The organism is Belnapia mucosa (assembly GCF_016775475.1).
Taxonomy (GTDB): domain Bacteria; phylum Pseudomonadota; class Alphaproteobacteria; order Acetobacterales; family Acetobacteraceae; genus Belnapia; species Belnapia mucosa.
The window spans coordinates 1-13318 of sequence record NZ_JAEUXJ010000044.1 but is presented as its reverse complement, the minus strand read 5'-3'; the positions used below and the strand labels follow the sequence as shown (position 1 = coordinate 13318).

Annotated in this window: 8 protein-coding genes and 1 pseudogene; 3 read left to right on the top strand and 6 right to left on the bottom strand. The window is 66.2% G+C overall.

Annotated features, from left to right (window positions below; all coding sequences use genetic code 11):
• Positions 1 to 465 (bottom strand): IS5 family transposase (locus JMJ55_RS29730; RefSeq protein ID WP_202829225.1); only part of this gene is annotated, 465 nt, incomplete at its 3' end.
• A 156-nt stretch (positions 466 to 621) separates the two neighbouring features.
• Between JMJ55_RS29730 and JMJ55_RS29725 the strand changes: the two genes are divergently transcribed.
• Complete coding sequence (locus JMJ55_RS29725; RefSeq protein ID WP_202829224.1) at positions 622 to 3738, top strand: endonuclease/exonuclease/phosphatase family protein; 3117 nt, start codon at positions 622 to 624, stop codon at positions 3736 to 3738.
• 473 nt (positions 3739 to 4211) lie between these two features.
• Here the strand turns inward: JMJ55_RS29725 and JMJ55_RS29720 are convergent, their stop codons facing one another.
• The 5 genes from JMJ55_RS29720 to JMJ55_RS29700 form a co-directional block, all read right to left on the bottom strand.
• The gene (locus tag JMJ55_RS29720; RefSeq protein WP_202829223.1) at positions 4212 to 6407 is read right to left on the bottom strand and encodes a bifunctional metallophosphatase/5'-nucleotidase; all 2196 of its coding nucleotides are present in this window, start codon (positions 6405 to 6407) and stop codon (positions 4212 to 4214) included.
• Positions 6408 to 6766: 359 nt separating this feature from the next.
• Positions 6767 to 8341: a choice-of-anchor I family protein gene (locus tag JMJ55_RS29715; protein ID WP_236034236.1), complete on the bottom strand. Its 1575-nt coding sequence runs from the start codon at positions 8339 to 8341 to the stop codon at positions 6767 to 6769.
• A 172-nt stretch (positions 8342 to 8513) separates the two neighbouring features.
• Positions 8514 to 9386 carry an MBL fold metallo-hydrolase gene (locus tag JMJ55_RS29710; protein WP_202829221.1) on the bottom strand — a complete coding sequence of 291 codons (873 nt, stop codon included), beginning with the start codon at positions 9384 to 9386 and terminating at the stop codon, positions 8514 to 8516.
• A 6-nt stretch (positions 9387 to 9392) separates the two neighbouring features.
• The gene (locus JMJ55_RS29705; RefSeq protein ID WP_202829220.1) at positions 9393 to 10256 is read right to left on the bottom strand and encodes an isocitrate lyase/PEP mutase family protein; all 864 of its coding nucleotides are present in this window, start codon (positions 10254 to 10256) and stop codon (positions 9393 to 9395) included.
• 575 nt (positions 10257 to 10831) lie between these two features.
• Positions 10832 to 11380, bottom strand: coding sequence for a hypothetical protein (locus JMJ55_RS29700; RefSeq protein WP_202829219.1), 549 nt, complete (start codon positions 11378 to 11380; stop codon positions 10832 to 10834).
• A gap of 261 nt (positions 11381 to 11641) precedes the next feature.
• Between JMJ55_RS29700 and JMJ55_RS29695 the strand changes: the two genes are divergently transcribed.
• Both JMJ55_RS29695 and JMJ55_RS29690 read left to right on the top strand, forming a co-directional pair.
• On the top strand, positions 11642 to 12361 hold the full coding sequence (locus tag JMJ55_RS29695) for a response regulator transcription factor (RefSeq protein WP_202829218.1): 720 nt from the start codon (positions 11642 to 11644) through the stop codon (positions 12359 to 12361).
• 230 nt (positions 12362 to 12591) lie between these two features.
• Positions 12592 to 13244, top strand: a pseudogene (locus JMJ55_RS29690) (IS5 family transposase); the annotation flags it as partial.
• Positions 13245 to 13318: the final 74 nt, after the last annotated feature.

Genomic DNA, 13318 nt, shown 5'->3' with positions numbered 1-13318 from the left:
CAGGCGCCCGCCCGTATCTACGGCGACGTGGCGCTTGCGCCCTTTGGTCCGCTTGGCGGCATCGTAGCCCCCACCCTTAGGCGCGTGGGGTGCCTTCACCGTCTGGCTGTCGAGCACGCCCCCTCTCGGGCTGGCCTCTCGGCCCTCCTGCTCACGGTCCAGCATGAGCGCGATGTCGTGGATGGTCTGGAACAGCAGCCGCCGGGTGAAGCGCCGGAACCACCAGTACACGGTCTGCCATGGCCCGAAATGCACCGGAAGCATCCGCCAGCCGCAGCCCGCACGAGCCAGGTAGCGGATCGCATTCAGCATCTCTCGCATGTCGGCGCCTGGTGGTCTGCCGCACCCTGCCGGAGGGGGCAGCAGCGGCTGGACCACAGCCCATTCCTCGTCCGTCAGATCGGTCGGATAGCGCCGCCGACGCTCAAACGCCGCCTGCCGCGCCCGGTGCTCCTTGGTCCACATCCCGCCCATCTGGGCAGCGGTGCAGCCCAAAACACCACTCGGCGCACATTCTCAAACGGGCATTAAGGGCTGACCCTAGGCAATGTCACGGCACGATCACGCGCCACCACCGCCCCGGATAGTATCAAGACCCGTTAACTCTTCAGGGTGGGACGCATGGCCTGGATTAATGAGATCCATTACGACAATGCGGGCACGGATGCTGGCGAGTTCGTTGAGATCGCCGGCGCTGCCGGCACCGATCTTAATGGTTGGAGCCTCGTTCTCTACAATGGATCCAACGGCCAAGCCTACAACACCCGCACCTTGTCGGGGGTCATTCCTGACCAGCAGGACAGCTTTGGCATTATCGCCCTGACCTATCCGGCCGATGGTATCCAGAACGGTGCCCCCGACGCGGTTGCCCTGGTGGATGCGGCCGGTCGCACCGTCCAGTTCCTCAGCTACGAAGGCAGGCTGACCGCGACCAACGGGCCGGCCAACGGCCTGACCAGCACCGACATCGGCGTTGCTGAAACCAGCTCCACCTTGGTTGGCCAGTCTCTCCAACTCGCGGGGACCGGTCGCGCCTATGCCGATTTCACCTGGGCCGCACCAAGCGACGACACGCCCGCCGCGCCGAATAATGGGCAGACCTTCAGTGCCTCCGGTGGCGAAGGCCCGGAGGATCCCGCACCACCCGCCTTGATCGCGATCCCGGCCATCCAAGGCACCGGGCAGCGTTCGGGCTTCGACGGCCAAGTGGTCACCACCCGTGGCATCGTCACGGCCATCGACACCAACGGCAGCCGCGGCTTCTATCTCCAATCGCCGACCGGCGACGGCGATCCCGCCACCTCCGACGCCGTTTTCGTGTTCACCAGTGCGGCGCCGGCCGTGGAGGTGGGCCAGCTGGTCGAGGTCACCGGGACGATCGACGAATTCCTCCCCTCCGGCGCTGCGGCCGGCAGCCTGCCGACCACCGAAATCCTAGCGACGGGGGCCAACTCCTATATCGTAGTGGATGCCACGCCCGAAGTGGGCGTCACGCCGACCTTGATCGGCGGCTCCACCGGCCGGCTGCCACCAACCGAGGACCTGACCGCCGGCGCGACCTTCTTCGAAAGCCTGGAGGGCATGCTCGTCATCCTCGCGGCGCCGACCGCGGTCGCACCGACGAACGGCTTTGGCGAGATCTATACCACCGTCGCCGGTCCGGACGGCCAGCCTTATGGGACCGGCTTCTCGGCACGCGGCACGCTCAACATCGATGGCGGGACGCCTAGCTTCGGCGCCACGAACACGGTCGGTGGCGATTTCAACCCCGAACGGCTTCAGCTCGACCCGGATACCGGCGTCCTACCCGGCTTCAACGTCCCCGCCGTTGCTGTCGGGGCCCACATCTCCGACGTGACCGGCATCGTCAACTATGATTTTGGCCAGTATCAGGTGGTGCCGACCCATGCCTTCGAGGTGACGGCGGCGAGCACCTTGCAGCGCGAAACCACCGCGCTCACCGGCAGCGCCAGCCGCCTGACCGTGGCGACCTACAACACCGAGAACCTCGATCCCGGCGATGGAGCCGCCCGCTTCGCCACGATCGCGGCCGAGCTCCTGACCAATCTCGGGACGCCGGACATCGTTGCCCTGCAGGAAGTCCAGGACGATGACGGGCCGACCAATTCGGATGTCACCTCTGCATCGCAGACGCTGGGCCAACTCGTCCAGGCGCTGAACGCCGCCGCGCCGGCTGGCGTGGAGTATGCCTTCGCCGACAACCCCTTCGTCAACGACGACGCGGTGGGAGGCGAGCCAGGCGGCAACATCCGCACGGCCTTCCTATACCGCACCGATCGCGTCGGCTTGGTCGATGCCTCGCTTCGGGCCGTGGCAGCCGACGGCACCGCGATCACCGAGCCCGGCAGCTATCTCGACCAGGCGGCCAATCCAGACAATCCGTTCTACGAGTCGCGAGTGCCGCTCGCGGCCGATTTCACCTTCCAGGGTGAAACGCTCACCGTTCTCAGCAACCACTTTACCTCGAAGGGCGGCAGTGCTGCGTTGCTGAACGAGGAGCAGCCACCCTTCAATGGCGGCGAGGTGCAGCGGGCGGCGCAGGCGCAGGCCGTGAACAGCTTCGTCGACGGCCTCCTCGCCGCGCATGGCGATGCCAAGGTGGTCGTCGCCGGCGATCTCAACGAGTTCGAGTTCGAGGAGCCGCTCGATATCCTCGAAGGCTTCGCCCAGATCGAGAATTACGATGTTCCCGACGGTGACCCGATCGCCGCCACGGCGACCCTCGTTCCGAGTGGCCAGCGGGTGCTGTTCGATCAGGTCGAAACGCTGCCGGAGGACGAACGCTACGGTTATGTGTTCGAGGGCAACTCCCAGGTCCTGGACCACATCCTCGTTAGCGCCGCGCTGCAGCAGGTGGCGGAGTTCGACATCGTCCACATCAACTCGGATTTTGCCGCTCAGACCAGCGACCATGATCCCTCGGTGGCACGGCTGACGCTCGGCGGCAATGCCGGCACGGCTGGCGGCACGGCGGGTAACGACACTCTGCGCGGAACCGACCGCGACGACCGGCTGGATGGCGCCGGCGGGAACGATGCGCTCAACGGCCTGGGTGGCAATGATATTCTGCTCGGCGGTCCCGGCAACGACACGCTCCGGGGCGCCACAGGCAACGATACGCTGGACGGTGGCGGCGGTAGTGATACCACCGACTACGTGCTCGCCACCCAGCCGGTGGTGATCGATCTCGCGGCGGCACGGGTCAGCCAGGACGGGCAAGGCGGTCAGGACCGGCTGGTCAGCATCGAGAACGTGGTCGGTGGCCCGGGCAACGACACGATCCGCGGCGATGCGGCTGCGAACCGCTTGGTCGGGGGTGCCGGCAATGACGCCATCAACGGGATGAGCGGCAACGACTCGATCAACGGGGGCGAGGGGCGTGACGTCCTGCGCGGCGGCGCCGGACAGGATAATATCGCCGGCGGCGCAGGCAACGATACCTTCACGATCTTCGCGGCTGACGTCGCCGACGGCACGATCGACGCCATCCTGGACTTCGAGGGCGCCGGTCGGCCTTACGCGTCCGCCGGCACCGATCTCCTGCGCCTTGAAGGCTTCGAGGCAAGCGCGAGGCTCGCGGTGGCATCGGTCTCGCCCGACGGCAGCCGGTATCTCTATAACATCGTCGACAATACCGGGACCGTCGGCCGCTTCTTCCTGGTCTCGGAGACTGGGGAGGACTTGAGCGACGCTGCCAGCGATTACCTCTTCGCCTGAGGCGGATGCCGTCGAGGAGACCGACGCATGGTGGGTGAGGATTCCCAGGCTCGCCATGCCATGAGACCCGCACCGCGGCGTGAGCCTTGGCGCTGAAGATGCGGGTCGGTCAGGCTGGAGGCCAAGCTTTCATGCCCGGCTCCCATCGGTCTGGATGTCGTGTGCGTGACGTCGTCCGTCAGGATCTGCCCGCAGCGACGGCTGGACGCATGCGGGCCGATTCATGCGGGCCGATTGCGGCTGGATCAGCGGCCGATGCCATTGCAAGGCCGACTGACATCGGCCCTGGTCTCAGTAGTTTCGAAGCCGTGATGTCTCAAGGCCGAGCTGGCGGCCGGGGCAGGTGGAGCATCCGTGCTCCGGACCGCGACGCGGCGTCGAGGACCGTGTCCAAGACGCGCCGCAGGCCAGCGCCCAGGGGTCGTCGGCCGCGCCCGGATCGCACTATACGGGCGCGGCCGCCAGTCTCCGGCTCAGAGATACCAGACGCCCGTCGCCTCGTAGTTCGCGGTCACCTGGGCCGCGAGGGCATTCCAATCCTGCGGCTCGGACGGATCGATGGCGCCGAGGCCCACGCCGCCGAGGTACCAGAAGCCGGTTGCCTCGAAATTTGCAAGGACCTGCGCGGCGAGGGCGTTCCAGTCGGTCGGCTCGTTGCCACCGCCGCCGGCCGCGCCTTCGAGCACGGTATCGCCGCGGACGGACAGATTCTGCACTCGTTCGTCCTGCTCAGCCGGCACCTCCGCCACGTCGAAGGCCGTTTCCGGTGTCCCGTGCTCGGCAGCCAGGAAGTCCGCCAAGGCCTGCTGCTCCCGCCCCGCAGCAGCGAAGGCGTTGTCGTCGCCCTGATAGAGGTCCACCCGATCCGTAGCAAACTCGTCGAAGGCATAGCCGTCGCCGCCCTCGGCCAGGAAGTTGAGTGTCACGACCCGGAACCCGCGCGCGGCGTCGACCGCGACGTCGCCGTCGCGCACCAGCACCTCGGTGGGGATCCCCGCCTCATTCACCAGGGCAAGGCTTTGCACGCGCTCGCCCGCGGGCAAGGTTGGGTCGAAGGCGAATTCGATGCCGGAGACTTGCGGGAAGGCGCCCGGGGTGGTTCCGGGCGCGACGCCGGCGACGGCGCTTTCGAGCACGGCCTTGAGCCCCTCCGCAGTCACCGTCACCAGCGAGAGCCCATTGTTGAAGCGCAGCGCATTCTCGATATCGAGCTGGCTGATGCCGCCCTCCGGCTTGTCCGCATCGGGATTCGCCTGCGGCGGCAGCGGCTCGGGCGTAGCACCCGTTCCGTAGGTCCCGATCTCGGCCCGGATGCCGCCGCCATTCTTGATGCTGATGGCAGTCGTCGGGTCAACTTCGCGTGCCGCGGCGAGATTGGCGTCGCCCGTCAGGTCACCGAGATTGGTCTCCTGCGCGCGCACGGCGGTGCGCCGGCCCTCAAGGTAGACGTCGGTGAAGCCGAAGACCTCGCCATCCTTGGTGTCGATGACCTGTTCGACCGCATCCGTGAGGCCGCGCACGATGGCGCCACGGCTCCCCTCGGCATAGGGATCTTCGTTGCCCCAAAGCTCGGCAACGGTCTCGTCGGTCGTTGCATAGGGGCGGCTCTCGGCGGTATCCGTCCCGGCGGGGAGGATGACCCCGTTCTCATCGAACCCCACGACTAGGCGGCCGACATAGCTGTATTCGCTCGAGGTGTTGACGACGGCGACCGGGTTGCCGTCGGCACCGGCCTGGATCACCGGATAACCTTCGGCCGGCACATCGCCGGAGCGGAGCGGCGTGCCGTCATCGGCGAAGATTGCGTGGCTGCCGCCAGCGACGATGACATCCACATCGGAAAGCTTGGTGGCGAGGTCGAGTTCGAGTTGATATTGCTGCAGGTGGCTGAGCAGCACCACCTTGTCGATGCCCTGCGCCGTCATGTGGTCGACATAGGGCTGGAGTATCGTTGCCAGCTCGTCCGTGTTGTCCACGGCGCCCTCGCCGTTCGGATCCAGCACCTCGACGCCGCCGACGGAGGAGATGGAAGCGAGAAGCTGGGTCGTGACGCCCAGGACGCCGATCGTCTCGCCATTCTCTTCGACCGTAATCCAGGGAGCCATGCGTGGCGCATTGGCTGCGGCCTCGGGTGCGGCGATGTCGGCAGCCGTCGCCGCATAGTCGGCGGCGTCGCGCAACTCGGTCGTATAGAGGCGGCTGAGCGCAGCGTCGCCGGAGAAGTTGAGGTTGGCGGACAGATAGGGGAAGAGTGGGCCGATCGCGGCAAGGCCGTCCTCGTCCGCGGCGAAGTCGATCGCATTCGCCAGCACCGTCGTTCCGAGATCGAATTCATGGTTGCCGAAGACGCTGGCCTGCACGCCGATGGCGCTCAGCACTGCCATGTCGACGCGGCCGAGGTCCTGGGTGAGGCCGGAGAGTTGCTCGGCAGGCAGGTCCAGCAACGCGGCATAGGCCTCCCGCAGCGGTTCCGCCAGGTTCGCATCGCCTTCCGCGTTGAGGAATGGCGAGGGAATGAAATTATCGCCAGATGACAGCGTGATGCTGTTCGCTGCGCTGTCCTCGAGCTTGTCGACGATTGCCGCGAATTGCGGAGCGCGGTCAGGGGCGGCAAGCCCTGCTTCGAAATCCGACCCATGCAGGATCTGCAGCGTGTAACTGGCGGCCATTGGCGTGTTGTCCCGATACCGAAAATTTTGTGGCGCCGGATCGCGCAGGAGAGCGCTTAGGCGAAGCGGCAATGCCGGTCCGGCGCATATCCGTGACGTTAAAAATCACTAACAAAAAATCGCCTAGGATGAATGGGGCGGCAGGCAACTCGCGCCTGGCGCCGAGCACACTGCATCGAATGGTCCAAGCGACACCGTGGTGACCTTCTTGCCCTTCCATGCCGCCTACATCCGCCGGCCTCGCCGACGGATGACTTCGACAGGTGCCAAGTTGCCGCGCCTTGCAGCAGAGTCAGCCGGCTGCGCCTGGCTCCGCTCCGCTCGGCTTACTGACCGCCGGCTTTCACGTCGCAGCCCTGTCAGAACAGGTCGAGATCTGAGGTCCGCAAGTCTGCGCAGCGCAGGGTGTTGTCGTCGCCGAAGCTGAAGGCATAGGCGCGCGACGTGCCGGAAACCTCGTTGGCGGCGTAGAGCGTCGCCTTTCCTCGACCTGGCGCGTCCACCACGGTGAAGATTTCAGGACCGACATCACCCGGCGTCGCGATCAGGCCGGCGAAGCTCGCCTTGCGCGGACCATCGACGTGAAAGGCCATGATCGAATTCGAGCGTTCCAGGCCGACGAAGGCGTACACCTCCCCGTCCAGCGTGGCGACCGCCACGTGTTCCGGCTCCGGGCCCTTGTTGTCGGACCGCGAGTCGTCGAGCAGCGATGGGGCGGTCTGCAGCAATGTGCGCTCGATCAGGTCTGCCGAATCGAAGGTGAGTTTCAGGCCGTTCTTCTGGACCTCCCAGATGCTGAAGCTCCGCCCGCCCAGCGTGTAGAGTGCGTCGTAATCGCCGTCGCCGTCGACACCGCCCTCGGTCGTCAGCACTTCCAGCCGGCCGAGATTGGCGTTCTCCTGCAGGGATGCCGCGTCGGGGAAGGCCTTCGGGTCGAGCGTGAGCGTGTTGATCCGGGCCACGTCGGTGTAATCGCCGTATTCACGCGCATCGCCCTCGTTCGCCGTAACGAGGTAGGTCTTGCCGTTGCGGTCGAAGGTGGCGATGCCGTCGGGCATGTAGAGGCCCTGGATCGGCCACGGCTGAATGTTGCCGACGCTATCGTCGCGGTCCGAGGCGTCGAGCCCGGCAGTTTTAAGTGAGAAGTCCTTCGCGCCGAGCGCGAAGACATCGGTGAAGGCCGGGCCGCCTTTCGCCGCGAGATCCAGCACGCCGACCGCATTGTTCTCCTGCAAGGTGACATAGGCCTTTCGGCCATCGGCCGAGAGCGCGATGTACTCCGGCTCCAGATCGGTCGTCGCGAGCGTTCCGACGGGCCCGGTGATGCGCACGCCGGCCTCGCGTAGTATGTCGGTGTCGAAGGCGCCGAAGCCGGCGAAGCTGCTCTTGCCCGTGGCCGTGTCGATGATCTGGATGCCGCCGACCGGGTCACTAGCGTAGTCGGCGGTCGGCTCGCCCTCGACCGCGACCAACAGGTGGCGGCCATTGGGCGTGAAGGTCACCATGTCCGGCGTGGCGCCGCTCTCGATGGCGCGGGCGGAGGTCACGCTGCCCGCCGCATCCAGCGTGTAGAGACCGACCCAGCCATTGCTGCCGGGAGCCGCACCAGCCGCACCGCTGAAGGCGACGGCGACGAGGTTGCCCCTCACCGCCACGCTGTTGCCGCCGCCGAGGTCACCCGGATTGAGCGCGTCGCCCGGAATGGATGCGAGCGATGTTGCAGTCAGGCCGCCCAGCCAGGTGCCGTCATCGCTGCCGAGGATATCCACGCCGTTATTGCCGAGGACGAGCGTCTGGTCGCGCAGCGGGTCATAGACCACGACCTCTGCCCCGGAGGAAGCCGATCGCGGGTCGGTTGACGGGTCGGCTGCCGTTCCGAGGTGCCGAAAGGACCACACGGACGTCCCACTGATCTGTGCGACCGACTTCACCATTCCAGCCCCCGAGTTTTACCAACCTGGGTGCAGCTAGGACGAGCCGAACAAGCCGTCCGACATGGCTATGTGACATCACATACACAATCTGGAGAGCTGTGAGCCATATGTTGGGCCGGCTTTTGGCCATGAGATGCTCGCATCCGAAATGTGCCGAAGCGGCGACCGGCGCTTACACCTCGTCCTCAGCGGTGCGGAAGCCTAAGCCCTCAGGCCCCTGCACCACGCGGATGACACCGGGGAAGGGAATGTGCGCTCCGGCGAGGCGCAGTCCGGTGCGCGCGGTCTCGGCCAGGATCTCGTGCCGCATCGCGCGGGACCGTGGGCGATCGGCATCGAACAGGAAGCCCCAGTCCGGGAAGCGCACTTGCAGCGCCGGCAGGTGCAGTACATCGGCCGAGATCAGCAGCGGGTTCCGGTCGCCCATCTGGAAGCCCACCTGGCCCGGGGTGTGGCCAGGCAAGGCACGCACGGTCACGCCGGGCAGCACCTCCTCGCCGGGGTGGATGGTCACCAGCCGGTCGGCGTAGAGCTGCATAGCCGCCTGGGCGAAGGGCAACTGCACGGATTGCAACTCGTCCAGTCTGGCCGGATTGTTCCAGAAGGCCTGTTCCGCTGCCGATACGTACAGCGTGGCTTTGGGGAATAGTGTCTCGCTGCCTTTCACCAAGCCCGCCGCATGATCGCCATGCAGATGGGTCAGCAGCAGATCGGTGATGTCCTCCGGCTCATAGCCGGCGGCCTTCAGCGCACGCGGCAGATGACCAAGGCTGTCGCCGCGGCGGTTGCTGTCACCGGCATCCACCAGCACCAGCCGGCCTGGTAGTTCCAGGAGAAAGGCATTGACCGAGATGGACATGTCATTGAGGTCCTGGCCATCAGCGATGGCCAGATCGTCCCCTACGCCGCGCACTACGTCGGGGAAGCGCGAAAGATCCAGGTCCAGGTAGCCGTCGCAGAGCGCGATTACCCTGGCAGGTCCGTCAACTGCGATCGGGCGGGCCAAGCCACTGGAGGCGCGGATGCGGCGCGTTGTCTCGCTCAATGTCGCCTAGCCTCCCATCATGAAGGGCTTGGCTTGAACGTCGTAGTCGCCATAGCCGAGGGTGGCACGGAACTCGGCCGCCGGCAGCGCGCCCGCGGCCTCCGAGCCACCGGCGGCAATGCTGGCGAGCCCGGCCTTCATGCCGGCCATCGCCGGCGACAACAGGCCGGTGGGGAAGGTGCCGATCTTGAACCCGAGTTCTGCGGCCTCTGCCTGGAGCGGCGTCGCCCGCCCGCCACCGGGCGAGAGTACGGCGAAAGAAGGCCGCCCCTTGGCGGCCGTAACGGCCCGGGCGATCTCGGCATCGTCGGCCGGGCTGTCCAGGAACAGGATGTCGGCGCCTTCCTCGACATACATCTCGATCCGCGCCACCGCCTCGTCAATGCCTGCCGTTGGACGGCAGTCGGTGCGCGCCAGCACCAGGATGCCGCTATCCTTTGCGGCCTGCACCGCAGCGCGGATCTTCATCCGCGCTTCCTCGCGCGGGATGCAGGGCTTGCCGGTGGCGGTGAGCGCGCGCGGGGTGATCTTGTCCTCGATCAGGATCGCCGCGGCGCCGGCCTGGCCATAGGCACGCACGGTGCGCTGCACGTTCATCGGGTTGCCGTAGCCATGATCGCCGTCGGCCAACACCAGCAGATCGGGCGCCGCACGGCGCACCATGGTGAAGCTGCCAAACATCTCGCCGAAGGAGATCAGATCGAGGTCTGGCCCGCCGAGCTGGCTGGCAGCGACGCAGCTGCCGGAGAGGAAGGCGGTTTGAAACCCTGCGGCGGCGGTGAGCTTCGCACTGATGCCGTCCCACACCGCCGGCATGGCGATGAAGCCGGGTTGCGCCAGCAGAGTGCGCAGGCGGTCGGGGGGTGTCATGATTGGGTTTCCTTCGAGTTCTTGAGCTCAGCCTAAGGCAGCCCGCAGGCAGCCGAAAGCGGGAGACCATGAGCCTCCTTCCACCGCGGCGCCCATGGGCCTCTGACCTGACCCCGATCGGGGACCCACGAGCTATATGAGACTTGGCACATATTGAGGCGCTTGGTGCCGGTGTTGCAGCTGCGCCTTGGCCCGCAGGGGGCATCACGCATACGATAACCCTCCCATGCCGAAGGTGAGGCTGCAATACTTGATCCGGCGCACAGAAGAGGCCGCTCGGGGGCGCGGTTTTGAAGTGTGCAGGTTGCCTTCAGCTTGAAAGTAGCCCCGAACGCCACCCCGGCCGGGGTGGTTTGCGAGTGGTCTGCATGGGAGGTGGCGCTGCCCAAGTTGGCTTTGCGCGAGCGTGGCGGGAGGGGGCCATCCAGCCCCGGCAGACATCAAACGGCCCCCGCTGCACGGCCCATAACTTCCGACTTCGTAAGAAAATTAGCTGGATGCTTGGCGTTCTTCCTGCCACCAATCCGCGAGCCGCGCCTGCTTGAGCCACCTGCCACTCTGGTGGGTGGCAGCCCTCACGTCAGCAGCCCCGGCGCCAGCCCCCACTCGCGCGTTAGGGCAGGATCCACCACCTGACTGACGCCTCGCGCCCAGGCGTCCCCCTGCAGCGCAGGGTCGAGTGCCGCCTTGGTGCTCAGCAGCTCAACCTTGGGTCGCCGTTGCAGCCGCGATAGCTCCAGGCGGTCGGCGTCCCAGCAACAACCGATGGTCGGATGGTCGCTGACTTCGCCCAGCTCATGCCGGGCGCAGGCTGCCGCCAGCACGGCAATCCGCGCGCCGTTGATCGGCAGCAGGCCTTGGCTGTCCAGTTGCCGTACGAAGTCGGCGGCCCGCTCGCCATGCTGCGGATCGGTGTGCTCATTCACCCGGCGGCTGTCGTGCAGCAAGGCGAACAGCCCCACCACCTCTGCGTCGGCATCGGGCGTCAGTGCCGCCAGGGCGCGGCCATTAGCCAAAACGCGCAGCCAGTGGGCGGGGCCATGCACGCCTTTAAGCGGCAGCTGGTATCCGCATAGGACAACCTGTGTCAGCAGCGGCCGCGCGGCCTCGCCATGTGCCTTCATGCGCAGCCTTCCTCCGTTGACCCAACGCGAGCTCCGGCTTTTACCGCGGCGCGGCGCTGCCGGTAGCACCCCGCTGGCCGAGACCCGGTGACCGTTCTGGCGACGACGATCGAGGGGGAGCCAAGATCGGCATCAATAAGACGCTCAACCACCCACAGCGTCTTGAGCAATCCTCGCATCTGAGTGATTTTTGCCCACGGCAATCAACCATTAGATGATATTACGGGACCGGAGTGAGGTCCTCTCCTCCTGGAGGCCTCGATGTCCGCCCTGCGCCGGATCCTCATTGTCGAGGATGATGCCGCCCTGCGTGCCACCCTGGCCGAGCAGCTCGCCCTCGAAGGCGAGTTCGTCGTTGATGAGGCGGAAAGCGCAGCCGAGGCTGAGGCCAAGCTAGCCGGCGCGGGCGCCCGCTACGACGCCATTCTGCTCGATGTCGGCCTACCCGATGCCGATGGGCGCGACTTCTGCGCCAAGCTGCGGCGCGAGGGGCAGCGCATGCCGGTCATTATGGTCACCGGCGCTGATGCCGAGCAGGACGTGATCTACGGCCTCGATGCCGGCGCGAACGACTACATCGCCAAGCCCTTCCGCCTGCCCGAGCTGCTGGCGCGGGTGCGGGCGCAGCTCCGGGTCTACGACAACTCGGAAGACGCGGTCTTCACCATTGGACCCTACACGTTCCACCCCAGCGCCAAGCTGCTGCTGGAGCCGGCGCGCAACCGCAAGATCCGCCTGACCGACAAAGAAAGCGCGATCCTGAAGTTCCTCTACCGCGCCGGGGGCAAACGGGTGCCGCGCCAGGTGCTGCTGAGCGAGGTTTGGGCCTACAACAGCGCCGTCACCACCCACACCCTCGAAACCCATGTCTATCGGCTACGCCAGAAGATCGAGCCAGATCTGCCCCGTACTCGGCTGATAGTAACCGAGAATGGAGGCTACAGCTTGGACGCCAGCGTTTTCCTCGCCGCCGGCCGCTGACGACGCTGGGCCGCCGGGCGCTTCCCTCCAAGGGAGGCAACTGTCGCCGCCAGGGCCATTGGATCGAACGGCTTGCGGTAGACCATCTCGCCCGGGAGGAAGCTGTGGCCAGCGAACATCTCAGGGCTGCCGGTCTGGTGCATGACCGGGAGCCCCGGGTTGACCTGCCGGGCTTTGTTGGTCAAGACTAAGGCCTGTTAGAGCTTGATGGCTGTTCTCATGTTCCGGGCATGGTGGAGAGCAATGGCGATCAGGTTTTCACGGATGCGACCTGGGCGATCTGGGAGCCACTGATCGAGGAGGTCAGGCCCCACGGTAAGACACCACCAAAGGACCTGCGCCGGACCATCTCAGCGATCCTCTGGCGGCACCAGAACGGCGCCAAGTGGCGCAGCATTCCCGACGATCTCGGGCCTTGGTGGCTAGCGGCACAGGTCTTCATCCGCTGGACCAAGGCTGGTGTCTGGGAGCGCCTGCTGGAGCGGGTTCAGCAGCGTGGCGTGGCACTTGGCATGACCTTCCTCGACGGCACCAACATCCGCGCTCACCACAAGGCGGCAGGTGCGGAAAAAGGGGGGCCAATCGCCAGGAGCGAGATCGACGCGAAGCACTTGGCCGATCTCGCGACGGCTATGGCACCAAGGCTTGCGTGATTGCTGACGGGCGCGGACGAGCCATCGCCTTTGCTCTCGCACCAGGTCAGGCGCATGAGTTGCCGCTCGCACCTGGTCTGCTCGATCACCTGCCGGACGTACCGGGCTGGATCATCGGAGATCGCGGCTATGCGTCCGATGCCTTTCGCGAGCGGATCTGGAACATGGGCGCACGTCCCGCCATTCCACCCAAGCGCACGGACGCGCCGGTCGCCTGTCCGGCCTGGATCTAGAGCAAAATCTGACCGATCGGAGTCATTGGGGATTCCTCTCGGCCTCGAAATTTGATTCACCCTGCTGGCTG

Bases quoted from the DNA above. Each gene is read 5' to 3' on its own strand.
- JMJ55_RS29720 (WP_202829223.1), bottom strand. From the start codon at position 6,407: ATGGCCGCCAGTTACACGCTGCAGATCCTGCATGGGTCGGATTTCGAA.
- JMJ55_RS29725 (WP_202829224.1), top strand. From the start codon at position 622: ATGGCCTGGATTAATGAGATCCATTACGACAATGCGGGCACGGATGCT.
- JMJ55_RS29705 (WP_202829220.1), bottom strand. From the start codon at position 10,256: ATGACACCCCCCGACCGCCTGCGCACTCTGCTGGCGCAACCCGGCTTC.
- JMJ55_RS29695 (WP_202829218.1), top strand. From the start codon at position 11,642: ATGTCCGCCCTGCGCCGGATCCTCATTGTCGAGGATGATGCCGCCCTG.
- JMJ55_RS29700 (WP_202829219.1), bottom strand. From the start codon at position 11,380: ATGAAGGCACATGGCGAGGCCGCGCGGCCGCTGCTGACACAGGTTGTC.
- JMJ55_RS29715 (WP_236034236.1), bottom strand. From the start codon at position 8,341: ATGGTGAAGTCGGTCGCACAGATCAGTGGGACGTCCGTGTGGTCCTTT.